The organism is Haloarcula regularis (assembly GCF_029338315.1).
Taxonomy (GTDB): Archaea; Halobacteriota; Halobacteria; order Halobacteriales; family Haloarculaceae; genus Haloarcula; species Haloarcula regularis.
On record NZ_CP119794.1, the window covers coordinates 1,844,011 to 1,868,508 of the forward strand.

A 24,498-nucleotide genomic window follows, 5' to 3' on the forward strand; every position below is an offset into this window, starting at 1 on the left:
GATTAAGCTATTCGGATTCCCGGAGGTGGCTCCTTCGCTCGTCTTCGACGGGGGCAGCTTGCGGTCCGACTACGGAGTGAAGACAAGCTTACATATGATAATAGGTGCCTATTAAAGAACACACCACGACTGGTTTACCACAGTCCATGTCATCGTATGTGCTGTCTATTAATCCATGCGCTGCGAATCTGGGTACGCACGATCCGTCCGCCGTGCTGATGAGTGATGGAGAGGTCGTACTCGGAGTCGAAGAGGAACGGTTCACTCGGAAGAAACACGCGATTAAGACATTCCCACGGCAGGCAATCGAAGCGTGTCTCGATGCGGCGGACATCGAATTAGGGGAGGTAGAGACTGTTGTCGTCCCGTGGCAACCCAACGCGTTCCCGAAGCTACTCCCGTCGGTTCTGAAACGCGTCTGGACGGGTGACGACTCGATTCCGGCGAAGGCAAAACAGACCGGCTGGCGCAGCAAGATGGAGCTCAAACCAGCCGTCCTCGGGAAACGGACAGTCGAGCGTGAACTCGTTCAGATCACCGACACCGCTCCAACCATTACATACCGGAATCACCACGAAAGTCACGCCGCCAGTGCGTTCCACCCGTCCGGATTCGACGAGGCGCTAGTTGTCACGCTCGACGGTCGGGGTGAAACCGACGCGACAGTGGTCTGGAAGGCCGACGGGTCCGGACTGGAACGGCTCCGGACGTATTCGTATCCGAATAGCCTGGGATTCTTCTTCGGTTCGCTGACGGAGTTCCTCGGGTTCCACGCGAACAACGGTGAAGGGAAAGTGATGGGGCTCGCTCCCTACGGCGAGCGGAACCCGGAGATCGAATCGACGCTCAGACAGCACATCCAGACCGGCGCCGACTACGATCTTACGGAGATCACCGCCGGTGGATTCGAACTCGGGACCCAGCGACTCGAAGAGCTGTTCGACCGGTCCCGGAAATCCTCGACTGACACGTTCTCGAAGTGGGAGAAGGACCTCGCCTTTACCGCCCAGTCACTGCTCGAGGAAATCGTCGTCGAACTGGTCGAGACCTACTGTACTCGGACCGGCTCAGAGAACGTCAGTCTAGCCGGTGGCGTCGCCCTGAACTGCAAGATGAACAAGCAAGTCATGGAACTGGACTGCGTCGACCAGTTGTTCATCCAGCCAGTTTCGAACGACGCCGGCAGCGCGCTGGGTGGAGCAATGCTCGAGTTCGAGCCCACCGATGTCCCGGCGATGGACAATGTCTACTGGGGCCCGTCCTTCGACACCGACGAGATAGAACACCGCCTCGCGACGAACAAGATCACTACATCGAAACCCGATGACCTCGAACGGTACGTCGCCGCCGCCATCGCCAACGGGTCCCTAGTCGGGTGGTTCCAGGGCCGACTGGAGATGGGGCCGCGAGCGCTCGGGAACCGGAGCATCCTCGCCGACCCGCGCACGAGAGAGTCGCTCGACAGAGTCAACAACTACGTGAAACATCGCGAGGCGTGGCGACCGTTCGCACCGTCAATGCTCGAGGATGCCACAGAGACGTATCTCGAGAACGGCGAGCCGTCCCCGTATATGATCAAAACGTTCGACTCGGTGCCCGACAGGCGCGGGGAGATTACAGCGGTGTTGCATCCAGCCGACAAGACGACGCGTCCACAGACCGTCAGAGAGGAACAGAATCCGCGCTACTACCGGCTCATCGAGGAGTTCGAAAACATCACGGGCGTCCCCGTCCTCCTCAACACGTCGTTCAACGACCACGGAGAACCCATCGTCACCCGACCGGACGAAGCTGTCAGGGACTTCTTCGGGATGGGGCTGGACCTGCTGGTCCTCGAGGACCTGGTGATAGAGAAACCGGCCGTCTCGGAGGATCGCGCACCCACGCAGTCGGTTCAGACGCCCGAAGGGGAGGACTGAGAGCGATGCCATCGCTCGGCTCCGACCGACAGACTGTACCGGTAGTCAGTTGACAATGGTGGGACAACGATAATGAGCCTCGAAGACAACTCTCGACGGGACGACCCTTCCACAAAAAGTCGCGAACTATCCTGGCCCACGACGGGGACGGTGTATCTGACGCTCGATCTGGAGTGCGACTTCGGGACTGCACTCACAAAGAACACCTACGAGGCACTCGACCACGTCGACGAGGTCGTCAGTTTGCTCGAAGGAACGGATATCCCGCTGACCTGTTTCGTCCAGACCGAGGTTCTCGACGAACGGCCGGAGGTCGGCGAGCGACTCCGGAGTTGTGGGGCGACCGTGGAGTTTCACCCCCACTCCCATACCCACAGCACACGCGAAGCAACGTCGATTGCAAACGAGATTGGACACAGTACCCGTCGCTACCGGGAGTTCTTCGGTCGCGACCCGGTGGGGTACCGGTTCCCAAACGGGAACGTTCGGCCCAGTGACTATCGTCACCTCTCGACCCACGGCTATCGGTTCGACGCGAGCGTCTTCCCGACCTGGCGGCCGGGACACTTCGACAAGCGAGACGCACCGACGGTGCCGACGTACATGAGCCAGTTCGATATCTTGGAACTGCCCTTTACCGTTGCCTCGTCGAGGCTCCCGATACCCACGGGGCTATCGTACTGTCGATTGTTCGGACGGCCCCTAACCTATATTCTGACCCGCGACAGCCGACGGAACATCGTCTTCAACTTCCACCTCCACGACCTGGTGACCCCAGAGACGGTCAGCGACCTGTCGCCCTTGTACCGAGCGATATACCGCCGAAACGACCACGGGCTGTCACTGCTCCGTGACATGCTCGACGCGTTCCAGGACGCGGGCTTCGACTTCGATACGCTCGGTAACGCCCACACGGCATTGCGCGAGACCCTCTGAGGAGGCAGGGTTCACTCCAGATACCCGATGTCCTCGAGCCGGTCGGCCACCTCGTCGTCGAGGTCGCGCCCGCCACGCTCATCATCGTGAGAGTGGAGCGGGGGGCGGTGTTCAACCGGCCGTCCGGCCGGGTCGGTCGCCTTGTCGAACACCGCCGTTTTCGGGTCGCCGTCCATATCCGTCGGGACAGCGAGACCCATCCAGTGGAGGATCGTCGGCCCGATATCGGAGATGCGTATCGGATCCAGGTTCCCCGGCGACACGTCCTCGCCGTGGAATAACACCATCCCATCGGGGACGTTCTCACCACGCCAGTTCGTCGGTGTCGAGAACACCTCGCCGTGGCCCATCGCCTCGCTCGTGTGAACACCCGGTCGCTGATCGAACATCAGATCAGGGGCGCGGTCCAGGTACTCGCCGTGGTAAATTTCGTCCGGAGCGTGGACCGATTTGACGACGGGCTTGCCGTTCTGACCGGTCGCTGCTGTTAAATCGTCGCGGAGTGCGTCGAAGATACGCTGGTGTTCGCTCTCGCTATCGGCGACGATATAGACGAGACCCTGTCCGCTCCCGATAGCGGTGGTGTTCTCCCAGTCGACCATCGAGAGTTTTTCCTCGCGGACGACACCCTCGTCGCTTGGGAACCGTTCGATAATCGGCCGCGGAACGAGCGGTCGAATGTATTGCTCGAGGTTGAACGCACGGACTATCTCGGCGATTCGCTCCTGCGTGATACCGATATCGAACAATCGAGACGCCACACTCGATTCAGTCTGGAGATAGCCGTTGCGCTCCAGCCACTCGTTGATGTAAAACACGGTGTCGATTTCTGTACACCCGTGGTCCGACATCAAGACGAGATTACAATCAGCCTCGACGAACCGTTCGAGTTCCTCGTCGATAATCTCCCACGCTTTCTGCGTCTCCGGTCCGTCCCAGAAGTAGTGCTGGAGGACGTTCAGGTGAAAGAGCGTCAGGTGGAGAAAGGTCACGTCTTGCTCCTCCAAGAGCGTATATGCTGTCTGAAGGCGTGTGCGCAAGAGGTCGTGTATCATTTCCACTTCCCCGCCGGCGTCCTCGTTTGACGTGAGAACGTTCTCGGGATGGACGCGATAGTCGAACCGCCGCTCGACTTCCTGTTGCAGCGACGAAGGACTCGTGTAGTTTCGCTCTCTCGAGCGGGGCCCGCCGGCGATCATGAAGCCGTCGACCTCGCGGGGTGGATACGACATCGGGAGATTGATCACACCCACGTTCTCGCCGCTGTCGTTGACGTAGTCCCAGAGTTCCGGGGAGGTGAAATCCGTCGAATCCGGAAGCTCCATCATCTGGTTGTCCGTATCGATTCGCTCCCACCAGTACACGCCGAGTTTACCGGGGTTTTTCCCGCGGCATAGCATTTCCAGTTCGGACAGGTGACGGGCGGAAGATGGCTTCGAGAAATCCCCCAGGCACCTTCGTCCCGTAATCGTTCGAAGGTTGGCAGGTGACCGTCTTCGATCCAGTTCGAGATGAGCGGCCAGTTCCCACCATCTAATCCGATAACGACTGTCTGGTCCATATCAGTCTTTACAGAGAGAAATCTGTAAGTATACGTAAATTACTCTACGGAGGGCGTAGATGCGGAGGAAGCTACCGATAGAAGCTCTTACTTGAATCGCAGGAATGAGGAACCTCTTGTCGACTGTACTACAGTTCGGTAGCCAACCGATTCAAATGAGTTCGTTGGTCCAGGTTTCCGGCGTTTGCTCGTTGACGATCTCACATTCGAGGTGGTATTCGAACTCCTTCGGCCCTTTTTGGTCGATCCAGTTGATCATCTCTCGGAGACCGTCCTGGAGTGTGTATTCAACCTCGTAGTCGAGCATGTCCCGTGCTTTATCGGCGGAGCAGTTGGCCAGTTTGACTTCCTGAGGCCGGTCAGGTTTATAGATTGGCTCCAGATCGAAATCGATGATGTCAGCGATCGTCTCGGCCAGATGGTTGATAGTGATGAACTCATCGTCTGGACCGATATTGATCGTCTCGCCTACGACGTTATCGTAGAAAGCCAGCTTCTGGAGCGGGCGAACGTTGTCCTGTACGAACGTGAAACACCGCATCTGTTCGCCGTCGCCATAGATAATCGGCTGTTTGCCCTGCAACATCCGGTTGATGAAGATGGCAGCGACGTTTCGGAACGGGTCGTCGTATCGCTGACGCGGTCCGATGATGTTATGCGGGACCGCGATAGCGTACTCGAAGTTGTGGATTTCGGCCATCAATTCCACCATCTCTTCTGCTGCGACCTTGCTGATGGCGTATGGGTCCTGGGGCTGTGGTTCCATGTCTTCGGTAAACGGGGTTTCGTTTTCCCCGTAGCGCGACATACTCGAACAGAAGACGAATCTATCAATGCCTACGTCGGCGGCTGCTGCCAGTGTTGCACTGGTTGCCTGATAGATACTCTGATTGATCCGCGCTGGCGAGAAGACACTCAATCCCTCGTAGGCGAGAGCAGCCGTGTGATATACGATGTCTGCCCCCTCCATCGCCTCTTTCATCGCAGCCACGTCTTTACAGTCGACCTCGTGGAACTCCGCTTGTTCGGGAATGTTCTCCTCGTAGCCACCGACGAACGTATCGTTACCGGCGACACGATATCCTTCCTCGAGGAACGCATCTGCGAGATGGCTTCCAAGAAATCCAGCGATTCCAGTGATGAATATTTCATCATTGTTTGGCCACTTCGAGCTCATGATTGGAATGCGTTCTATCCGTCCTATTCACATAAGTATAGTTGACGTATCCAGAGTAGTTCATAGTTAGCAGTATCGAGCAAGCGGGCGAGGTTCCTCAGCGGGTTTGACCAGTCTTCAACGCGGGATGGTTTGGGGCTGCAACGGCGAAGCAGGTTGTCTGGTGAGTGCGCCAGAAAGCTGTTCGATAGCGTTCGTTTTGCGGATGTAGGTCAGAAACAGAGGAACAGTTCGGTGGAGCGCTACGTTCTAAACTTGTTCCAACATGCCCCTCAATCAGCGACTTCGGAGGGAACGTCGGCGAGTATCTTGTCGCACGTCTGGTACGCCTGCTGGACGATATCCTTGATCCAGATGTATTCGTAGGTACTCACACGGCCGAGGTTGTACATATTCTCGAAGTCACTCAACTGGTCGTTTATTCGTTCGAACCGCTCGATTTCCTCTGTGACCGGCAGCGGATAGGCCCGCGGTGCGCGCCGAACCTCTGCGTCAAGGAGTGACGCCTCAATGCCCTGTTCGTCGAGGAACTCCATCAGATACGTCTCGTACCACGCGTCGTCGTTCGACCAGATTTCGTCGCCGATGAAGCAGGGAAACTCCGTCGTAAGGATGTGTTCGTCTGCTGGCAGCTCCTGTGGCATGAAGCTGTACTCCGTAACCCGCGTGAAATCGTAGTGGTTGGGGAAATATCCCCAATCGATGTGGTCGGGGAAAAGGCGCTCTGTGGCCTCGATATGTGTCCCGAGGATCACCATGCTCCGATATTTGAGTGATTCGTCTGTGTCTACGAGGAAACTCGGGTCGATTGTACTGACAAACAGGTCACTCTCGAGACGGTCACCGTCTTCTGTTCGGAGTGCATTGATTCTCTCACCCTCAGTCTCGAGTCCGGAGACACCTTCGAAGATTATCTCACAGTCCGAGATCATCTCGTTGAGGATATCGGTGTACTTATCGCTGGGATAGTACGCACCGTCACCGAAGAACTCCTGTTCACCCTCTGGGAAACTGATCTTGAAATCGAACCAGTCGCCAGTGATTCGTTCGGGGTCGATGCCCCAGTGTTTCTTCGTGTAGTGTTTGTGGTATCGGTCGTAGAGTGTCTGACCGACCTGATTTATCATATATTCGTCGAAGAATTCGGCATCTTGCTTGCCCGGAACTTCCTCGAGCTCGCTACGAATCTGATCGGCATCGTCCCATTTGTCGATGTTTGCTTTGCTCACAGGGTAATGGTGCGGGTCCGAGAGGTCACCGCGTGGATAGCTTGCGGCGTAGAATTCGTGTGGTTCGATGTGGGTAAACTCCGAGAACAACTCGCCCACAATCGCCTCCTCTTCTTCGTCGAAAAAAAGCAGGTGGGGGGCAGAGTCACAGTGATATCCTGTGTCGAACTCGATTTCACGTAGTAATCCCCAACCGCTTCCTTTTCGACGACTGTTACATCGAAACCCTCCTGCTCTAGAAGATAACTTATCGAACACCCAGCGACTCCTGCACCGATGACGGTAATCTCTGGCATCAGATATTCATTGACATGTATGCACAAAAATGTACCGTGGCTATCAGCCTGAGACGAATCACGACCGATAGAGAGTGTCGTGATAAGAGCGGTCGCCACGTGACGCCGAAAGACCGTTTGACTACCCGTCGGTGAGAGTCACGGATATCGAATCGCGGAGGGCACATGTCGGCCGCGGACATCCTGACAGCGAGTTCGGATATGGATACACCGTCCTCGGACCGACGTGGATCCTCTTGGAGGGGGTCAGCTCTTTTCCCGTGCCTACGACTGAGACATTCGAAAGTCCCGAGGGGAGAGGTTCTTTCAGGGGTGCGAATCTCCGAGTCACTCAACCATACACGGCCGGTGAGCCAGCAACGATGAATCGTAAAAAGGTAAATAATCCAACCCTATTGAGTCTTAAGGACATCCAAAGAATAACAAGAGTACACACATTATGTTATTGAAGGCTGGCAGAGAGCATCGGTCTGCGTCTTGCGGTCTTGTGTATATAGTCGGGAAATGTCTTCCTTCTAACTTCTCTCGGCGTGCGTATCTACCGCGGCAAGCGCAGTCTGTGGTCCCAAAGGCCGACGACACGGATGGACCCGGTACTATCGTGGCGCTCTACCGCACACGTTCGAACGGGGTCGAGAGCGGAGCAGGGAACCGAAGCCCATGCCCGGACCGGGAGCATTGACCGGCGAGTTCCCGAGAGTCTCCTGAGGCGTGGGCCCAAGTGAACCCCACTGTTTCGTTCCGGTCATCGGTTGTGTGGGATAGTCAGTAAGACGATGTGATTTGGTCCGACGCCACAGAGCCCGAAGCCGCGATATCCCGCTGTCTGTCGCCTGGACCGGCGGCGTGAGAATCCACGGTTCGAACACGGTCGATGATTCTGAACTTCTGGAGGATTTACAAGGGGTGTCGACGAAGGTACCGTACTCGTCTTCACAGGCGAGCCAACGGAAGAGATAATGTCAGAGAGCCCCTCGACCAGCGACCAGAGCCGCGAACCCAAGCCGGTGATCGGTCTCGTCGCAACACAGGTCAACGGCGACCGGGTCGCCCGGACGATATTGCGAGCGATGCAGCACGGGCACGACGTGCTGGTCACATACGAGGGAGACAGGGACGTGGAGTCGGTGCAATTCGCCGAACAGCTCGGTGCGACCGTCGTCGACCCTATCAAGCGGGGTGGCGGCCCCACGGAGCCGAAACGGCGACTCGCGGTCGTCGCGAATGCTGACGGGTATCCCGGAATCATCTTCGCGCCGGCGGCAGACGACAGAATCGATTTCGAACGGAGCACGGCAGCCGTCCAGGACGGAGCGTTCGCGACCACTGCCGTCCCTGCATCCCCAGAGGCAGCGGCCGCCGTCGAGACGCTCGTGGCGATTCCGGCCTACAACGAGTCTGCGACGATCGAGGACGTCGTGACCGAGTCCAGCCCCTACGCAGACGAGGTGTTGGTTGTGGACGACGGGAGCGACGACGACACGTCGGAACAGGCAGCAGCTGCCGGTGCCACCGTCGTTGAACATGAGACCAACAGAGGCTACGGTGAGGCGCTGAAGACCGCGTTTAACGAGGCGAACCGACGGAACGTGGAGTACTTGCTCATCATCGACGGCGACGGCCAGCACGACGTCGAAGACCTCCCAAAGGCCCTCGAACGCCTGCGGGAGAGCGATGCGAACATCGTTATCGGCAGCCGGTTCGAAGGCGACACCGCCGGGAACGTCCCCCTCTATCGTCGGTTCGGTATCAAGGTGATAAACCTGCTGACGAATCTCGGGCTTGGCAACGTTCGGTCCGAATCGCGGTTGAGCGACACCCAGAGCGGCTTTCGCGTCTACGACCGAGACGCGATACGCTCGCTTGCGAACGATAGTGACATCAGCGACGGGATGGATGCGAGTACCGATATCCTGTTCCACGCCGCTCAGCACGACTACGACATCGATGAGGTCGACATTTCGGTCGAGTACGACGTCGAGAACGGGAGTACCCATCACCCGGTCAGCCACGGCTACAGACTGGTCCAGAGTGTTCTCCGTATCATCGAGCGCGACAACCCTATCGTCCTCCTCGGGGTCCCAGGACTCCTCGTCACGCTTGTGGGGTTCGGGTTCGGGTTCTGGGCAATCACCAACTACGTCCAGACTTCGTCGTTCCCGTCAGGGCTCGTCCTCGTCGCAATATTCCTGGGACTCGTTGGCATCCTCTCGTGTTTCAACGCCATCATCCTGCACTCGCTCAACGTCCATCTCGAGCATTACCTGAACGGCGACGGCGGGGTCGGAAACGACGGGCAGTGATACCGTCAAAAGGCTGTTTGGCAAGTTCCGAACTGCTGTTTTGGCTCGTGGGGAACGGACCGAACAGGTCGAGGGAGTGCCCGGTTCGACCGTGAGTGACTTACAGAATCCATCGCGAGAGACGGCAGTGTCTCCAACGGGCAGGCTTCAACCGAGGGCGAGCCGTGGTCCTGCACAGTCACCAGTCCGGTTCAGTTGCTCGAGAGGCGCGGACCGAACGTAAGAGGCGTCGAGTACTGGAGTAAGCCAGAATTTTCTGTCGTAAAGTGGACATTATTCCGGCTCGATCATCCATCGAGTCGCTTCGAAGGAGGCGTTAGCGTGAGGGGCGATGCGGATATGGGCATCGATCTCTCCGACCGAGACTCGAGAGACCGCATGCTGGGTCCGTGGGTTTTCGAGGGTAGAACGGCGCCAGTGCCCCGAACAGGACCAAACAGTAGAACGACAGAACGAGACGTTACCGTCGTTCTCGGGCTATGAAAAAACGCGATTTCCGGTCATAACAAAACACGTTCGAACAGTCGATCCGGGTCGGAAGTGCACATGCGAGGCCACATTGGCGCGTACGCGGATGACGATCTGGCGGTTCCCGCTCAGCGAGCAACCCCGGAGGCCGCGACGGACTGGGCGGGGCGCGAGCGACCCGGATGGGCCCCGGCGGATAATCTCCTGCTAGGACACAGTCGAGCACTGTCGGTTCGGATATGGCAGCTATAACTAACGGTTAGTAAACAGACAGTACGTGTGTGACAATGGTTCACTCGAAGTAGGTCAGAACATGGAACACTGGACAAAAAACACAGAGAATGCAACCCAAGACTACGGGAGTGACGGTGACAACCGAGCCATTTCTGCCCCGAGAGCCGTAATCCACAAGCGGATCCTCGACCTCGCGGAAGAGCAACCCGACGCATCGATGGAGGCGATCGCAGAGAACGTCAGCGGTGCGAACGTAGAGATCGTCGAGCAGGTACTCGAGAAGTACGGCGACCCGGGCCAGGACGCGGACCCGGACGAACCCTCCGTGGCCGATTCGACAGACCAGCACCTAGCGGAGAGCGACGACGGGAATCAGTCAATGAACGACAACGGTTCACTAGACGATGCGGTACCGACAGCGGCGCGCGAGAAGCTCACCGACAGACAGCTGGAGACGCTCAAGGCGATTTACAGACAGCCGGAGGCGACCCAGGCCGAGATCGCCGACCACCTCGAGATGAGTAAGTCGACGATAAACACGCGGGTCAACTCCATCGACGGGTTCGAGTGGGAGACCAGAAAGCAGTTCGTCACGTCGCTGTTCGACGACTCCGGCGAGGTCCCCGGCGACGACCTCGACCCCGACCGGGTGACGGAACTGACAGAGGAGCTGGACGAGATCGCCAGTAAGATCGAGCGAATCGAGCGCCGTCTCGACCGCCAGACGACCACCGGACAGTCGGCCCTCGACGACCCGGACCTGGCACACAAGGTCGTTCACGCCTGCCTCACGTCGGACATGGTGAGCGAAGAAGAGGAACTCCAGTTGCTCAGAGAGATGACCACGAACGCGGAGGGGAGCGAGTGAGCAGCCGGTGTGACGAGAGCGTCCGTTCGGAATAGAGGATATACAGTCCCGGATTCATCCATTAGAGTTCACTGACGCGCAATTTCTAAACTATTTTGCCCCTATACGTAGCCATAATCCACAGATATAACTACATCAACTATTTCGTCCCAAATTGAGATTTTTTGGTAGTAAATATTGAAGTGATGTTCCTGATTCCGTGATGCGGGGCCGGTTCGTCGTCGGCCAGTTCGTGTGTCAACCGCTACACAGTCCGCGTCGTATTTATCATCTCGCACTTCGAACTCTCGACTATGGTGTGTGTACAGGCACGACTCCTGGGCGTCCAGTTGCTGGCGCTGGCGACAGCGGTCGTCGGCGAGGTGGTCGGGTCGCGAGCCGTGACCACGGTCGGCGTCGCGGTGTTCTTCGTCGTCCTGGTGGCGGCACTCGTCACGATGGCCAGCGAGCGGGTCGCGGCCGTCCTCGACCACGGGCGTACCGGTCTCTCCTCGGGGCGGACCGAGCGCTGAGCCGGGCACTCACCCGTAGGTTCGCCGGGCGACGACGCGCCCGCTCGCGTCGCGGACCGTGACCGTGTCGCCTCCGTTGTTCCAGACCGCGCCGTTACGCCCCCAGTATCGGTCCGTCTCGGTGTCGGTGCCGGCCCCGGTGTGCAGCGTCATCCGGTCGCCAGGGGCGAGCGTCAGCGCCTCGAACGTGTAGACGTGGTCGGCCGCGTCGGCGACCGTCCACCCGGTCAGGTCAAGCGCCGACTCGCCGCGGTTCTCGAAGACGACGTACTCGCTGTTCAGGTTCTCGTTGTCGTTGCCGGCGGCGTCGGCGTTGATCGTCGCTATCGCGAGTCCAGACTCGCTGGCCGTGACCGTCCCGCCGTCTGCCACCGGCGTCCCCGTCAAGCCAGGGTCGGTGCAGCGCCAGAGGCCGCGACCGTTCTCGCGGGCCGATGACTCGGCACCGTAGAAGCGGTCCGCCCGCGAGAAGTCGCTGTCGTAGACCCTGGCGTGGCCGGTGGCGACCAGGCGGTAGTTGAACAGTCGGTCCTCGACGACGACGTACGCGAGCAGGCGGTCGTAGTAGCCCCGCCGGTCGGTTTCGGGGTCGAACGCGAGACCGACCTCGCGGCCCAGCAGGGCGTCTTTCGCGAAGTTCGAGGCGTCGGTGCCCGCCTCACGGAGACACGCCCGGCCCGCCTCGGTGTCGGGGACGCCCTCGAACTCCGTGGGGTCGTTCTCGACGTGGACCTCGGGCGTGTCGACGCCGACGAGTCGCACGCTGTCGACGGTCCCGTTGGGGTACGCGACGCGGATCGTGTCGCCGTCGACGACGGCGGTGACGCTCACCGAGACGGTGTCCTGTGGAAGCGGACCGGCCGAGCCGGTGGCGGTCGGCGTCGACGACGCCGGGTCGGCCACAGAGAAGGCGCTACAGCCGGCGAGGGCGACCAGCAAGGCGAGGGCGACGAGCGAGCGACGGTCCATCAGCGGAGGGAGGGGCGGCGGGACCACAAACCTGACGGGAGATTATGTCACTTGGACCGGTAGTTCGACGCAGGATGCTCGTCCCACTGCCAGTCCGCGACGTGATGACAGCGCCCGCACGAACCGCCACGAGAGACACGACCATCGCGGCGGCGGCGAGCCTGCTGCGCGACGAGGGCATCGGTTCGCTCGTCGTCGAGGCGGACGGCGAGCCCGTCGGTATCGTCACCGAGAGCGACGTCGTCGCCGTCACGGCCGAGGGGGGCGACGCGACGGCGCTGACCGCCGGCGACGTGATGTCACAGACGCTCGTGACGATACGCCCGGACGCGAGCATCGAGGCCGCCGTCGAACGGTTGCGGTCCCACGGCATCAAGAAGTTGCCCGTCGTCGACGACGGCGTCCTGGTCGGCATCGTGACGACGACGGACCTCTCGAACTACATCCCCCAGCTGGCCCACCCGACGCCGGCGCCAGACCTCCCCCACCAGCGCAAGCGGTTCACGCGCCCAGACACCCTCTACGAGGACGACGACTGGACCTTCGAGAGCTACGGCGTCGAGGACGGCATCGACGTCGGCGACCACGTGCGCTTCAGCAAGACCCTCACCGAGGACGACGTCGAGCAGTTCGCCGAGGTCAGCGGCGACACCAACCGCCTCCACCTGGACGCCGAGTTCGCCGAGGGGACCCGCTTTGGCCGCCGCATCGTCCACGGCACGCTGGTCTCGGGGCTCATCAGCGCCGCGCTGGCCCGCCTGCCGGGGCTCATCATCTACATCTCCCAGGAGCTCAGCTACCGCGCGCCCGTCGACATCGGGGAGCGGGTCACCGCCCACTGTGAGGTCGTCGAGCGCATCAAGGACGACCGGTTCCGTCTGACGACGGCCGTCGACGGCGCCGACGGCGAGGCCGTCCTCGAGGGCGAGGCCGTCGTCATCTCGGACCCCATCCCCGAGACGCGGTGATCACAGACCGAGCAGGACGACGAGCGCCGCGGCGATCCAGACGATCTTCAGGCCGGTGTTGACGACGATGACCTTCGTCCCGAACTCCCGGCCCCAGATGCCGTACTGGAACGGGATGGAGCGCTTGAACGTCGAGACGGCAAAGGAGACGATGCCGCCCACCAGCATGGTCGCCACCGCGGTCCGCGCGGTGAAGGTGCCGTCGGTGATGAGCGGCGCGATGACGGCCGCGCCCGAGGTCGTATCCAGCGCGTAGGCGGCGACGACGGGCGCGGCCGCGCCGGGCAGGCCGAGCGACCCGGCGAGCGCGTCGGCGGTGGCGGTGACACTCGCCCCGCCCGGGCCGAGCAGCGCGAGCAGTTCCTCGGAGTAGGCGACCAGCAGCGAGACCACGACGTAGATGGCGACCAGTCGCGGGAGGATGTCCCGGACCCGGTCCAGCGTCTGGCCGTAGGCCTCCCGGACGGCGGCCTCGCGTGTCTCGGGCCGGTCGTCGCCGCCAGCGGGGTGGGCGCTGGCGTCGTCGGCCTGCCCGCCGTCGGTGCTGGCGTCAAGGTCCGCCCCGCGGCGTGTCGACCCGTCGAGCAAGACCGCGCCGGCGACGATGCCGGTCAGCGTTATCGCCAGCGCGACCAGCCCCCGGGTCGCGACGTAGAGCACGCCGACCTCGAGGCCCAGGATGGGGATGAGGACCGGGGCGTAGAAGGTCACGATGTGCTGGGCGAAGCCGAAGAAGGTGTTTATCGTCACCGCGACCAGCGTCGCGCGGTCGTCGAGGACGCCCGACTCCCGGAAGTCCGCCAGCATGCCGTAGCCTGCGGTCGTCGAGGCCGTCGTCGTCAAGATGGCGGTGCCCACCTCGTCGGGGAGGTTCGCCGGGTCGGTGAGGTACCGCGAGACCGCCGCGATGCGCTCGACGAGGCCGAAAGCGACCGCGAGGTTCGCGAGGAAGACCCCCAGCGAGAGAAAGACCACGATGCGAAGCACCCGGTCGGCGACGGTCACGAGGACGTCGGCGAGCGGTGTCGTAGCGAGGACGGGAGCCACGGTCTGCACGGTCGGCACTCGGGCGGTGACCGGCAAATGTCCGTCGATGCCCGCCCGATATTAGACGAGCACCCGGACGACGCCAAAGAGCACCAGCACGCCGAGCACGTCGCTGACGTTGGTGACGACCGGGATGACGACGTCGTCGGGGTCCAGCTCGAACCGGTAGGCGGCGTAGGCCGTCACCGCCGTGACGACGACCGCGAGCGCCGCCAGCACGAGGCCGCTCGCCGTCGCGACGACGACGACGGTCAGGAACGGGAGGCGGACCCCGCCCACGAGCGCCTGGAGTGCCCACGCGCCCGCGCCGACCAGCGGGAAGACGGTCAGCGCCAGCGCCACCGTCGCCACGGCGTTGCCCGCGAGCCGGTCGTCAGTAGGGTGAAACGAGACGATACCGAGGTGGACCGCCGTCGAGAGGCGCGCGGCCAGGATGCTCCCGAGGTTGCCCGCCATCCCGATGGTGACGGGCACGAGGACGAGCAGCGTGGGGTACTGCAGCAGCGTCGACTCGAACGTATCGAGGACGATACCGCTCCCGAGTTCGATAGACGTCAGCACCACCAGCACGGGGAGCATGCGCTGCATGATGCCCCGGACCGACCACTGGGCCTCGTAGACCGCCACCTCAGCCACCCCCCAGCGCCAGGACGATGCGGGTCGCGACCAGCAGCGTCGCGACGCCGACCACGTCGCCCGTCGTCGTCACCACCGGGCCCGCGAGCGTGTCGGGGTTCAGGCCCCGCCGGTAGCCGACGAAGACCACGGAGACGACGGCAACGGTCAGGACGAGCCCCGAGACGACGCCGGCGAGCAGGGCGATAGCGACCAGCGTCGCCAGCGGCGCCGACGGCCGGCCCAGCGCGGTGAGCAGTCCCACGGCGAGCACCGCCGACAGCATGCTGACGAGCACACCGTTTGCAAGCGACGCCGCGACGGCCGCGTTGACGCGCTCGTCCTCGAGCGAGAGCGTCGGGTCGACCAGCCCCTGGTGGAGCGCCGACCCGAGGCGTCCGCCGAGCGACCCGTAGACGTTCCCGCGGGTCGCCAGCAGCGCGGGCACGAGCACCAGCAGGCCGGCCACTCGCTCGAGTTCGGCGTCCATCCCCCCGAGGACGACGCCCGCGAAGAGACCACCGACCGCGCTGAGGACCAGCACCGGAGCGGACTCCCGATAGGCCTCGGCGGCGACCTCGCGGACGGTCATTACCGACAGCATCCGAGCGCAGTCGCAAAAAGGGACCGAAGGCCCGACAGCGGGCCGTGCGTGCCAGCACCGCAGTTACGGGACCGCGACCGGACGCTGTCAGGGCCGGCGCGCTCAGTCCTCGTCTCGCTCGCTGCTGACGACCAGTACCGAGCGGTCGGTCCCGAGGATGACGTCCTGCGTGACGCTCCCGAACAGCGCCTTGCCGGCCGGCGACCGCTTGCGGCCGGCGAGGACGATCAGGTCCGCGTCCCGGTCGTCGGCGATCTGGCGGATGGCCGCCCCCGGGTCCCCGCTGGTGCCTTCGAGAGAGACGTCGATGCCGGCGTCTTCGAGGATTTCCTTCGCCCGACGGACCGACGCGATCTGCGTGACGAACGCCCCCTCGCGGTTCTGCTCGAAGTCGTGGACCAGTGTGACCTGGACGGACTCGGTATCAAGTGGCAGACTCGTGAGTTCGGTGGCCTGTGCTCGCGCACGTGTCTCGTCACGGTCGATGCCGACGACGATTTCGTACATATCCGAGGGATAAACGGAGCGGGATGAAAATACTGTGGGCCAGTCTCACGCGGTGAGAACGCTCGACCCCCTCGGCCGCGGTGGCGCCACCCCACGTGGACGGGCTCAGCCGCCGCCGGCGCGGTGCAGGCGCCCCTCGGCGTCGAACGCGCCGTAGTCGCCGGTCGGATACCACTCGCCTCTGGTCGTGCTCGCCGCGACGTCGCTTCCGGCGATGTGAGAGTCCAGCCAGTCCCTGGCGAACTCGAGGACGTCGACGGTGATCGGCTCGCCCGCCTCGTGTTTCTCGCGGAACTCGCGGACGGTCTCGGCGAACTCCGCGTGCATCTCCCGGTGGTCGTAGAAGCAGTCCGCACAGTCCATCGCGTACCCGCAGTCCTGCATGAACTCCTCCTCGTCGCCGAAGTGGTACCCGGTGTACCGCTCCAGCTCCCGCAGGACGTCGCCGACGGCGTCCTCGGAGTGACCCTCATCGACGGCGACGTAGGGGTCGTTCAGCAATTCGAATGCAAAAACGCCGACCCGATTCCCAGCGGGTGAAACCCCTGCCGGGCCCGCGATCAGTCGCCGAACGGCCCGCCACCGCCGCCCATGCCGCCCATACCGCCCATGCCGCCGCCACCGCCCTTCTGCATCTGTTTCATCATCCGCTCCATGTCGCCGTCGCCCATGCCCTGGAACTGCTTTAACATCTGCTCCATCTGCTTGTGCTGCTGGAGTAGCTCACGGACGCGTTCCTCGGGCTTGCCCGACCCGCGGGCGATGCGCTCGGTGCGGGACTGGCCGACCACCCGGGGGTTCTCGAGTTCCTCCTCGGTCATCGAGTCCATGATGACCTCGAAGTCGACCATCCGCTCCTGGGTGACGTCCATCGCGTCGTCGGGCAGCTGGTCCATCAGCCCACCGCCCAGGCCGGGAATCATGTCCAGCACCTGATCGAGCGGCCCCATCTTGTTCATCGTCTGCATCTGCTTTCGCATGTCGTGGAGGGTGAAGGGCCCGTCCATCATGTCCTCGGGGTCCCAGTCCTCGTCTTCCTCCTGGGTCTCGGTCATCGCACGCTCGACGCGCTCGGTCAACTGCTTCAGATCGCCCATCCCGAGCAGGCGCGAGATGAATCCGCTGGGCTCGAAGCGCTCGATGTCCTTGACCGTCTCCCCCGAGCCGAGGAAGGCAATAGTCGAGTCCGTCTCGTTGACGGCGGCCAGCGCGCCCCCACCTTTCGCCGTCCCGTCGAGCTTGGTGATGACCACGCCGTCGATGCCGATGGCCGCCTCGAAGTCGGCGGCCTGGCTCTTTGCGCTCTGGCCCATCGCGGCGTCCAAGACCAGGAGGTTCCGGTCCGGGTTCACCTCGCTCTCGATGCGCTCGATCTGCTCGATGAGCTCCTCGTTGAGCCCGTCTCGACCGGCGGTGTCGACGATGCGGACGTCGGCCTCTTTCGTCGCCTCCAGCCCCTCGCGGGCGATCTTCACGGGGTCGTCGGCGTCCGGGTCGCCGTAGAAGTCGACCTCGGCGTTGTCGGCCATCTGCTTGGCCTGGTCGTAGGCGCCGGGGCGGTCCGTGTCGGTCTGGATGATAGCCGGGTGGAGGCCCTTCGTCGAGAACCACCACGCCATCTTCGCGGCCGTCGTGGTCTTCCCCGACCCGTAGAGGCCGGCGAGCATGATGGTCTGTTCCTCCAGGGGCAGGTCCGTCGACTCCCCGACCAGGTCGACCAGTTCCTCGTAGACGATGCGCAGGACCCAGTCTCGCGGCGAGGTGCCGGCCGGTGGGTCCTCGTCGAGGGCCCGTGACTTGATGCTCTTCGAGAGGTCCTGGACGAGCGAGACGTCGACGTCGGCCTGAAGCAGGGAGCGCTGGATCTCCCGGACGACGTCCTCGACGTCCTCCTCTGAGATGCGGGACTCCCCCGGAGGTTGTCGAGGGTCCCGCGGAGCGAACTGCCGAGATCGTCGAGTACCATTTGCCAGTCGGTACGCGGCGGGGGCGGTAAAGGCTTGTCGTCGCCGGACAGCGGATGCCGAAAGCGACATACCCGTCTGCCGTCTGGCTCGCGTATGGGCGTCCTCGGGCAGTTCCTCTACATGCTCGCCTTCCTGGCGCTCGGCGTCGGCGTGCGCCGCGTCGGCGTCCTCGAGGAGCGCCACATCAACTGGCTGACGGCGGGCGCGTTCTACGTCGCCCTGCCGGCGCTCATCGTCTCTTCGACGTACGACCAGTCGCTGGGCGAGCTGGTCTCGCCGGCGCTCGTCGTCGGCTTCTGGGCCGTCGTCGGCGCGACGGTGCTCGCGGCGTGGCTCCTCCACCGGCGGACAGACGACGACGGTCGACGGAGCGTCGCCATCATCCAGTCGTACCACGGCAATCTCGGATTCCTCGGCGTGCCGCTCGTCGCCGCGACGCTGGGTGGCGAGGCGACGGCGGTCGCCAGCGTCGTCCTCGGTATCGGGGTGCTCACACAGACCCCGATCACCGTCCTCACGCTGGTCCGGACCAACGGCGTGGCGGCGTCGGTCGCGGGCGAACTCCGGAGCGTCGCCACGAACCCCATCCTCCTGTCGCTCGCCGCGGGCGTCGTCGCCTCGCTTTCCGGCGTCGGCATCCCGTCGGCCGTCGACGGCACCCTCACCACTGTCGCGGACCTCGCGCTCCCGCTGGCGCTGGTCTGTATCGGCGGGACGCTCGACACCGACCTGCCCGAGTCGCGGCTCCGTGATGCAGGGAGCGTCGTCGCGCTGAAGATCGTCTGGATGCCCGCTCTGGGCTACGTCGTCTACTCGGCGCTGGGGCTCGGGCCGACGGCGCTGGCCGCGAGCGTGCTGATGCTTGGGACGCCCACCGCGGTCGCGACGTACGTCTACGCGACGGAACTGGGCGGGGACGTGGCCGCCGCGTCGATGAACGTCTTCGCCTCGACGCTGGTCTCGCTGGGGACCCTCTCGCTTTTGGCGTGGCTGCTGGGGTAGGTTTGCGATGGGGCGGCCCCACGTCCGGTATGGCCTACCACCACCTCGACCCCGACGACCTCCCGGAGACGGTGGACTACCCCTGTGACCGCCGCGGCATCTCGGACGCCGCCGAGCTTGCTGTTCTGCACGCGGCCACCTACGAGATGGCCCCCGGCGAGCAACTGCCCAGGACCTACCACTACCACGAACGGCGCGAGGAGCTGTTCTACGTGCTCTCGGGGACCCTCCACGTCGAGACGCCCGACGGCGAGTACGTTGTCCCCGCTGGCGAGGTGTTCGTGGCCGAGCCGGAGAGCCCGCACCTGGCCTACACTCCCGACGACGCCGACGAGTCTGTGAAAGTGCTCGGCGTCGGCGCCCCGAAGACGGACATCGCACTCCCGTACGACCCCGGGGAGTGACCGCCGGGCGCGTCCCACCCGACTGGATGCAGTGGACTGATGTGCGACGGCCCGGAACCGGCGGGCATGCCCTCCGACACAGCCGATGACGCAGCCCTCCGCTCCGTCCGCCGCTGGCTCTGCGTCGTCGCGTTCGCGCTCGGCGTCGGCCTCGTCGCGCTCGCCAACATCGGGAACGTGGTCACCGGCTACCAGGACGGCCTCCTGTTCGCGCTGACGGGCGTCGCCGGCGGCGTGGTCGCGCTCGCGGCGGCCGTGACCCTCATCGACGACCTGCTCCCGGAGTCGTCCGCGCCCGACCCCGACGGCCACCCGACGGCGGGGTCGGACGACACACGCACAGAGTAGCACGTTTTTTCTCCCCGCCGCTCGCACCGTCAGTCATGACGAGAAAACAGGACGTCCAGCAGGCACTCGTAGACAGCGGCGTCACGGCAGTCCTCCGTGGCATCCCCGAGGACCAGATGGTCGACGTGGCCCGGGCCATCCACGAGGGCGGGGTCCGCGCGCTCGAACTCACCGCCGACGCCAAGCGGTGTTCGGACATGATCGCGGCCGTCGACAGGGAACTCGAGGACACCGACGCGGTCATCGGCGCGGGCACCGTCATGGACGCCGCCGCCGCGCGCAACGTCATCGAGGCCGGCGCGGAGTTCGTGCTGGCGCCGAACCTGAACGAAGACGTCGTCGACGTCTGCAACCGCGCGGGCGTCGTCTGCGTGCCGGGCGTGATGACGCCGACGGAGGCCGCCCAGGCGATGGAGGCCGGCGCGGACATCCTGAAGATGTTCCCGGCGAAGACCGTCGGCCCGAGCCACATCGGCGCGCTGCAGGGCCCGCTCGGTGACATCCCGATAATGCCGACCGGCGGCGTCTCGGTGGACAACGTGGCCGACTACTTCGAGGCCGGCGCCGTCGCGGTCGGGGCGGGCTCTGCGCTCGTCGACTACGAGGCCATCGAGAACGACGATATGGACGGCGTGCGCGAGAGCGCCGCCGAGTTCGTCGAAGCCGTCGAGGCTGCGCGCGAATAGCGCGGCTCCTCGGCGGGGAAAGCCGCGGCGAGAAGCGAGTCAGTCGAACAGGCGGTCGACGATCTCCTCGGGCTCGAAGGCCTCCAGGTCGTCGTAGTCCTGGCCCGTCCCCAGAAAGAGGATGGGCTTGCCGGTGACGTGGGCCACCGAGATGGCCGCGCCGCCCTGCGGGTCGGCGTCGGCCTTCGTCAGGACGGCCCCGTCGATGGCGGCTGCCTCGTTGAACTCGCGGGCGCGGTTGACCGCGTCTTGCCCGGCGACGGCCTCGTCGACGAACAGCGTCATGTCGGGGTCGATGTTGCGGTCGATCTTCTCGAGTTGGTCCATCAGGCCGTCGTTGGTGTGGAGCCGACCGGCCGTATCCCCGAGTACGACGTCGACGTCGTTGGCCTTCGCGTACTCGACGGCGTCGTAGATGACCGCCGTCGGGTCCGAGCCCTGCTCGTGGGAGATGAGCTTCTTCTCGAGGTTGTCGGCGTGCTTCTGGAGTTGCTCGTTCGCGCCGGCGCGGAAGGTGTCGCCGTTGGCCAGCACCGTCGAGAGCCCGCGGTCCTCGAAGTACTGCGCCAGCTTGGCGATGGTGGTCGTCTTGCCGACGCCGTTGACGCCGGTGAAGACGATGACGACGGGCTTGTCGGCGGCGGCGACCCGCTCGTCGAAGTCGAACTGGCCGACGCTGATGACGTCGTACAGCGCCTCGCGCAGCGCGTCCTGACGAGGTTGCCCGTACTCGAGAGCCGCCGACGGGTCTGCCCGGTGAGGTTCTCCTTGACGCCCTCGAGGATCTCCTGGGCGACGCCCATCTCGACGTCGCTGGACAGCAAGGCGAGTTCCAGGTCGTCGAGGTGCTTCTGGAGGTCCGCCTCATCGATGACGGTCTTGCCCGTGGCCATGATCTTGGCCTTCTGGGTGAGACTCCGGCCGCTCGTGTCCTCGGACTCCTCGGGGGCGTCCGCCGCCTCCTCGGAGGGCGACTCGTCAGCGTCGACGTCCGTCCCGGTGTCCGCGTCGGGCGCGGCAGCGTCGGCCTCGACCGGCGCGTCCGGGCCGGGGGTCTCGTCGGTCACTCCCTCGGCGTCGCTGTCCGTGGCCTCACCGTCGGGTGCCTGCTCGTCGGCCTCGGCGGCCGCCTCCTCGTCGACGTCTTCCTCGACGTCGCTGGTGAACCCGCTGAGTTTGTCTTTCAGTCCGTCGAACATCGGCGCCTGCTTACTCGTCGCCCTGCTGTTCTTCCTGCTGTTGCATCATCTGCTGCATCTGCTGTTGCTGCATCTGCTGGGCCTGCTGTTCGAGCTTCTCCATCTCGGTCTCGACTTCGGCCTTCTCGGACTGGAGGTCGCTGATGTGGTCGTCCAGCGTCTCCTGCTTGGTCTCGAGCGTGCTGATGGCGCCGTCCTGTTCGCGCTCGGCGGAGTAGCCACCGCCAAGCGAGACGACGACCTCGTCGATGTCCTCGATGGTCGCGCGGATGTAGGCGTCGCCGCCGACCGGGACCTGGACCGTCGACCCGGACTCCAGGGTCTCGATGGCCTCGATGGCCTCGTCGATGTCGGTCTGTTTCTGCCGGAGGTTCTCGATCTCCTCGTCGATGGCCTCGACTTCCTGCTCCATCTGCTCGATCTCCTGTGCGACCTGCTGCATCTGGCCACCGCCGCCACCGCCGCCCATCATGCTGCCACCTCGTCGATCTCGATCTGGGTACGCTTGAGGTTGTGCTGGGAGCCGAGCAGGCTGAAGATACGCTCCTCGGCGACGTTCTCGTTGGGCGCGTCTACCTCCGTCTCGAACTCCTGGGGCCCGTCGCGGGCCGGGAATCGTCCGCGAACTGTGTACGTGCTCATACCCATCGGTGGGTGCACGAGAGGGAAGTATCTTCCCCTTCGGCGGCTTTCGCGGCGTGTGTACCGGTACCACGCACCGGTGGATCGTTTTATCAGCCCCCCGGCCGTCGACTGGGCAAGAGCCGTGTCAGCCGATACACTCCCCGAGGCGGTGGGGTCGAAGTGGGCGTGGATGGTCGAGCGCCACCTCTCGCTGTCCCACGCCGTCCTCTGGTCCGTCGTCATCCTCGCCTCGATGTTCGACATCGTGACCACCATCGTCGGCCTCGGCCTGGGGCTCAGGGAGGGCAACGCCGTCGCGCGGGCCTTCATCACCACCTACGGAGCGCCGGGCATCGGTCTGCTGAAGTTCAGCGCGCTGGTCGTGGTCGTCCTCCTGTGGGCCGCCCTGCCCGACCGGTACGCGACCATCGTGCTGTCGGTGTTCGCGTGGGTATCGCTGCTCGTCGTCGCGGCCAACGCCGTGACCCTGGCGACGCTCTGAGCGGGCGAACGTTTTGCACCCGCCGACCGTAGAGCGACTATGAGCCCGGCCACCCACCGCTGTGTCTGTGGCGCGACGCTCAGGTTCAGACAGGACCTCACCAAGGAGTCGCGCGGTACCTCCCGGACGTGGAAGTGCACCGACTGCGGGACCCCCGTCCCGGGCGTCGTCGGCGAGCGGTTGAGTCACCAGCACCCGTCCTGAGCACGGTGAGCGTCTCGCCCGGGGCTCGGGAGTCCAGCGACGGCGAGAGAGGGTCAGCGAAGAGAATGGACGGGGCGAGCGCCTAGATGTACCCCAGCGCCGCGTCGATACGGCCCAGTTCCGGCCCGGAGGTGTCCGAGCCACAGACGTAGCCGTAGTCGTTGGCGACCAGGCCCGACCCCACGAGCGGCCCGCCGTAGTTGACGGTCCCGATGTCGGCGGGGACACCGAGCACGTCCTCTAAGGCGTCGAGTTCGCCGTCGGTCGCCTTCGGGTGACAGAGGACGCCGTTGTTGGTCGCGACGGCCGCGGTGCCGACGGTGTTGACGCCGCCGATGACGCCCCGTTCGACCTCGACGTCGAGGCCGTCGCGGACGGCCTGGACCGCCTCGCGGGAGAGATCCGGATGGACGTAGGCGCCGGTGTCGTTACAGCAGACGACGTTCCCGGCCGCGTTGATTCGACCCGGCAGTTCGGTCACGGGCAGGTCCACGACCTCCCGGATGCGCTCGATCTCGGTCTCGCGTACGCGTGACGTGACCAACAGGCCGTTCGCGTTGCCCGTCGCCAGCGCGCCGACGGTGCCGGACTGGCCGATGGTCGTCGGAACGACGGGGACCTCCAGTTCCTCGGCTACGTCCTCGCGCAGCGATTCGTCTACGTCGGGGCGGACCAGCACGCAGTCGTCGGTCGCACGGGCGAAGACGCCGACGTACGACGACCCGGAGAAAGCCGCGCGAAGCAACGTTACTCTGCCGTCTCGGCTTCGACGGTGGCCTCGCCGTCTTCCTCGAAGCGGGCCGCCCGGACGCGGAGCTTGCTCGGGACGTTCGCACGGCCGCGGGCCCACGTCGCCTCGTTGATGGAGGGGTCAATGCGGACCGCACTCTCGTCGACCGAGAAGTGCTTCGCGAGGTGGGCGCGGATCAGGCGCATCGCCTTGTCGGCGCGCTGGTGCTTCGGTTCGGCGCGGACGTCACGGAGCGGGATCGTGATGACGCGCTCCTCGAAATCACTCGCGCTCATTATTCGTCAGTGTCGCTGCGCCGCCAGTGGCGTCGCTTGGGGTTGCGCTGCACCTCGCGGTCCGTCTTGAGCATGACCCAGGCCGGGACGCGACTGTTCTGGTTCTCCAGCTTCGCCAGTCGCTTCTTCTTGGCTTTCGACTTCTTACTCATGGTATCCTGTCCCTTTCGCACCGTGACTTAAATTCCTTCCTTTTCGGGGCCGCGTCGGGGCCTGACCCATCCACGTCGGCCACACGGCGCGTTATCACCGACTATAATTTCGAGCGTGGAATTAAGTATTATTCCGGCCGAGTTACAGTCGATGAACCGTCGGTCGGTGTT

The 24,498-nt window shown here is 63.7% G+C and carries 25 protein-coding genes and 4 pseudogenes; 12 read left to right on the forward strand and 17 right to left on the reverse strand.

Annotated elements, in window-relative coordinates; all coding sequences use genetic code 11:
* Positions 1-146: 146 nt before the first annotated feature.
* Positions 147-1,919, forward strand: a complete 1,773-nt coding sequence (locus tag P1N55_RS09960; RefSeq protein ID WP_276275482.1) for a carbamoyltransferase family protein — start codon at positions 147-149, stop codon at positions 1,917-1,919.
* Positions 1,920-1,991: 72 nt separating this feature from the next.
* Entirely contained in the window at positions 1,992-2,855 is an 864-nt protein-coding gene (locus tag P1N55_RS09965) for a polysaccharide deacetylase family protein (protein ID WP_276275483.1), read from the forward strand.
* An 11-nt stretch (positions 2,856-2,866) separates the two neighbouring features.
* Here P1N55_RS09965 and P1N55_RS09970 read toward each other — a convergent pair.
* The 4 genes and pseudogenes from P1N55_RS09970 to P1N55_RS19735 form a co-directional block, all read right to left on the reverse strand.
* Positions 2,867-4,416 (reverse strand): annotated as a pseudogene (locus P1N55_RS09970) (alkaline phosphatase family protein).
* A 151-nt stretch (positions 4,417-4,567) separates the two neighbouring features.
* Positions 4,568-5,593 carry an NAD-dependent epimerase/dehydratase family protein gene (locus P1N55_RS09975; protein ID WP_276275485.1) on the reverse strand — a complete coding sequence of 342 codons (1,026 nt, stop codon included), beginning with the start codon at positions 5,591-5,593 and terminating at the stop codon, positions 4,568-4,570.
* A 272-nt stretch (positions 5,594-5,865) separates the two neighbouring features.
* Complete coding sequence (locus P1N55_RS09980) at positions 5,866-6,921, reverse strand: UDP-galactopyranose mutase (protein ID WP_276275486.1); 1,056 nt, start codon at positions 6,919-6,921, stop codon at positions 5,866-5,868.
* A complete protein-coding gene (locus P1N55_RS19735; protein ID WP_346429971.1) occupies positions 6,819-7,118 on the reverse strand; it encodes an FAD-dependent oxidoreductase in 300 nt (99 codons plus the stop codon). Before P1N55_RS19735 ends, P1N55_RS09980 begins: the two co-directional genes overlap by 103 nt.
* A 959-nt stretch (positions 7,119-8,077) precedes the next feature.
* Between P1N55_RS19735 and P1N55_RS09985 the strand changes: the two genes are divergently transcribed.
* The 3 genes from P1N55_RS09985 (at position 8,078) to P1N55_RS09995 (ending at position 11,503) form a co-directional block, all read left to right on the forward strand.
* Complete coding sequence (locus P1N55_RS09985) at positions 8,078-9,421, forward strand: glycosyltransferase family 2 protein (RefSeq protein ID WP_276275487.1); 1,344 nt, start codon at positions 8,078-8,080, stop codon at positions 9,419-9,421.
* A 919-nt stretch (positions 9,422-10,340) separates the two neighbouring features.
* Positions 10,341-10,991: a MarR family transcriptional regulator gene (locus P1N55_RS09990; RefSeq protein WP_276275488.1), complete on the forward strand. Its 651-nt coding sequence runs from the start codon at positions 10,341-10,343 to the stop codon at positions 10,989-10,991.
* 293 nt (positions 10,992-11,284) lie between these two features.
* A complete protein-coding gene (locus tag P1N55_RS09995) occupies positions 11,285-11,503 on the forward strand; it encodes a hypothetical protein (RefSeq protein WP_276275489.1) in 219 nt (72 codons plus the stop codon).
* 9 nt (positions 11,504-11,512) lie between these two features.
* Here the strand turns inward: P1N55_RS09995 and P1N55_RS10000 are convergent, their stop codons facing one another.
* Positions 11,513-12,472: a lamin tail domain-containing protein gene (locus P1N55_RS10000; protein ID WP_276275490.1), complete on the reverse strand. Its 960-nt coding sequence runs from the start codon at positions 12,470-12,472 to the stop codon at positions 11,513-11,515.
* Between the two features lie 74 nt (positions 12,473-12,546).
* Between P1N55_RS10000 and P1N55_RS10005 the strand changes: the two genes are divergently transcribed.
* The gene (locus P1N55_RS10005; protein ID WP_276275491.1) at positions 12,547-13,440 is read left to right on the forward strand and encodes a CBS domain-containing protein; all 894 of its coding nucleotides are present in this window, start codon (positions 12,547-12,549) and stop codon (positions 13,438-13,440) included.
* On the opposite strand, the gene P1N55_RS10010 is transcribed toward P1N55_RS10005, so the two are convergent.
* The 6 genes and pseudogenes from P1N55_RS10010 to P1N55_RS10035 all read right to left on the reverse strand — a co-directional run bounded on the left by P1N55_RS10010 (position 13,441) and on the right by P1N55_RS10035 (position 18,179).
* Entirely contained in the window at positions 13,441-14,496 is a 1,056-nt protein-coding gene (locus P1N55_RS10010) for a nucleoside recognition protein (protein ID WP_276275492.1), read from the reverse strand.
* A 51-nt stretch (positions 14,497-14,547) separates the two neighbouring features.
* The gene (locus P1N55_RS10015; RefSeq protein WP_379690094.1) at positions 14,548-15,075 is read right to left on the reverse strand and encodes a magnesium transporter; all 528 of its coding nucleotides are present in this window, start codon (positions 15,073-15,075) and stop codon (positions 14,548-14,550) included.
* Between the two features lie 40 nt (positions 15,076-15,115).
* Positions 15,116-15,694: a magnesium transporter gene (locus P1N55_RS10020; protein ID WP_276275494.1), complete on the reverse strand. Its 579-nt coding sequence runs from the start codon at positions 15,692-15,694 to the stop codon at positions 15,116-15,118.
* A gap of 114 nt (positions 15,695-15,808) precedes the next feature.
* Positions 15,809-16,213, reverse strand: coding sequence for a universal stress protein (locus tag P1N55_RS10025; protein ID WP_276275495.1), 405 nt, complete (start codon positions 16,211-16,213; stop codon positions 15,809-15,811).
* A 201-nt stretch (positions 16,214-16,414) separates the two neighbouring features.
* Positions 16,415-16,720: pseudogene (locus tag P1N55_RS10030) on the reverse strand (hemerythrin domain-containing protein); the annotation flags it as partial.
* A gap of 53 nt (positions 16,721-16,773) precedes the next feature.
* A pseudogene (locus tag P1N55_RS10035) lies at positions 16,774-18,179 on the reverse strand (signal recognition particle protein Srp54).
* Positions 18,180-18,273: 94 nt separating this feature from the next.
* On the opposite strand from P1N55_RS10035, the gene P1N55_RS10040 reads away from it, so the two are divergent.
* From P1N55_RS10040 to P1N55_RS10055, 4 genes are all read left to right on the forward strand, one after another.
* Positions 18,274-19,182, forward strand: a complete 909-nt coding sequence (locus tag P1N55_RS10040) for an AEC family transporter (RefSeq protein ID WP_276275497.1) — start codon at positions 18,274-18,276, stop codon at positions 19,180-19,182.
* Between the two features lie 29 nt (positions 19,183-19,211).
* Positions 19,212-19,586, forward strand: a complete 375-nt coding sequence (locus tag P1N55_RS10045; protein WP_276275498.1) for a cupin domain-containing protein — start codon at positions 19,212-19,214, stop codon at positions 19,584-19,586.
* A gap of 66 nt (positions 19,587-19,652) precedes the next feature.
* A complete protein-coding gene (locus P1N55_RS10050; RefSeq protein ID WP_276275499.1) occupies positions 19,653-19,934 on the forward strand; it encodes a hypothetical protein in 282 nt (93 codons plus the stop codon).
* Between the two features lie 35 nt (positions 19,935-19,969).
* Positions 19,970-20,620, forward strand: coding sequence for a bifunctional 4-hydroxy-2-oxoglutarate aldolase/2-dehydro-3-deoxy-phosphogluconate aldolase (locus P1N55_RS10055; RefSeq protein ID WP_276275500.1), 651 nt, complete (start codon positions 19,970-19,972; stop codon positions 20,618-20,620).
* A gap of 39 nt (positions 20,621-20,659) precedes the next feature.
* Here the strand turns inward: P1N55_RS10055 and ftsY are convergent.
* The 3 genes and pseudogenes from ftsY to rpl18a form a co-directional block, all read right to left on the reverse strand.
* A pseudogene (gene ftsY, locus P1N55_RS10060) lies at positions 20,660-21,819 on the reverse strand (signal recognition particle-docking protein FtsY).
* Between the two features lie 10 nt (positions 21,820-21,829).
* Entirely contained in the window at positions 21,830-22,291 is a 462-nt protein-coding gene (gene pfdA / locus P1N55_RS10065) for a prefoldin subunit alpha (RefSeq protein WP_276275501.1), read from the reverse strand.
* On the reverse strand, positions 22,288-22,461 hold the full coding sequence (rpl18a, locus tag P1N55_RS10070; RefSeq protein ID WP_276275502.1) for a 50S ribosomal protein L18Ae: 174 nt from the start codon (positions 22,459-22,461) through the stop codon (positions 22,288-22,290). Before rpl18a ends, pfdA begins: the two co-directional genes overlap by 4 nt.
* A 124-nt stretch (positions 22,462-22,585) precedes the next feature.
* Here rpl18a and P1N55_RS10075 point away from each other — a divergent pair, with 124 nt between their 5' ends.
* Together P1N55_RS10075 and P1N55_RS10080 are read left to right on the forward strand one after the other, a co-directional pair.
* The gene (locus tag P1N55_RS10075; protein WP_276275503.1) at positions 22,586-22,945 is read left to right on the forward strand and encodes a DUF5658 family protein; all 360 of its coding nucleotides are present in this window, start codon (positions 22,586-22,588) and stop codon (positions 22,943-22,945) included.
* 39 nt (positions 22,946-22,984) lie between these two features.
* Positions 22,985-23,149 (forward strand): hypothetical protein, encoded by a 165-nt coding sequence (locus P1N55_RS10080; RefSeq protein WP_276275504.1) that lies wholly within the window; start codon positions 22,985-22,987, stop codon positions 23,147-23,149.
* 82 nt (positions 23,150-23,231) lie between these two features.
* Here P1N55_RS10080 and P1N55_RS10085 read toward each other — a convergent pair whose 3' ends face one another.
* Genes P1N55_RS10085 through P1N55_RS10095 form a run of 3 tightly spaced genes read right to left on the reverse strand, consistent with a single transcriptional unit; the run spans position 23,232 to position 24,327 of the window.
* The gene (locus P1N55_RS10085; RefSeq protein WP_276275505.1) at positions 23,232-23,894 is read right to left on the reverse strand and encodes a translation initiation factor IF-6; all 663 of its coding nucleotides are present in this window, start codon (positions 23,892-23,894) and stop codon (positions 23,232-23,234) included.
* A 2-nt stretch (positions 23,895-23,896) separates the two neighbouring features.
* Positions 23,897-24,175: a 50S ribosomal protein L31e gene (locus tag P1N55_RS10090; protein WP_276275506.1), complete on the reverse strand. Its 279-nt coding sequence runs from the start codon at positions 24,173-24,175 to the stop codon at positions 23,897-23,899.
* Positions 24,175-24,327, reverse strand: coding sequence for a 50S ribosomal protein L39e (locus tag P1N55_RS10095; protein ID WP_276275507.1), 153 nt, complete (start codon positions 24,325-24,327; stop codon positions 24,175-24,177). The genes P1N55_RS10090 and P1N55_RS10095 overlap by 1 nt, the downstream gene beginning before the upstream one ends.
* Positions 24,328-24,498 lie beyond the last annotated feature (171 nt).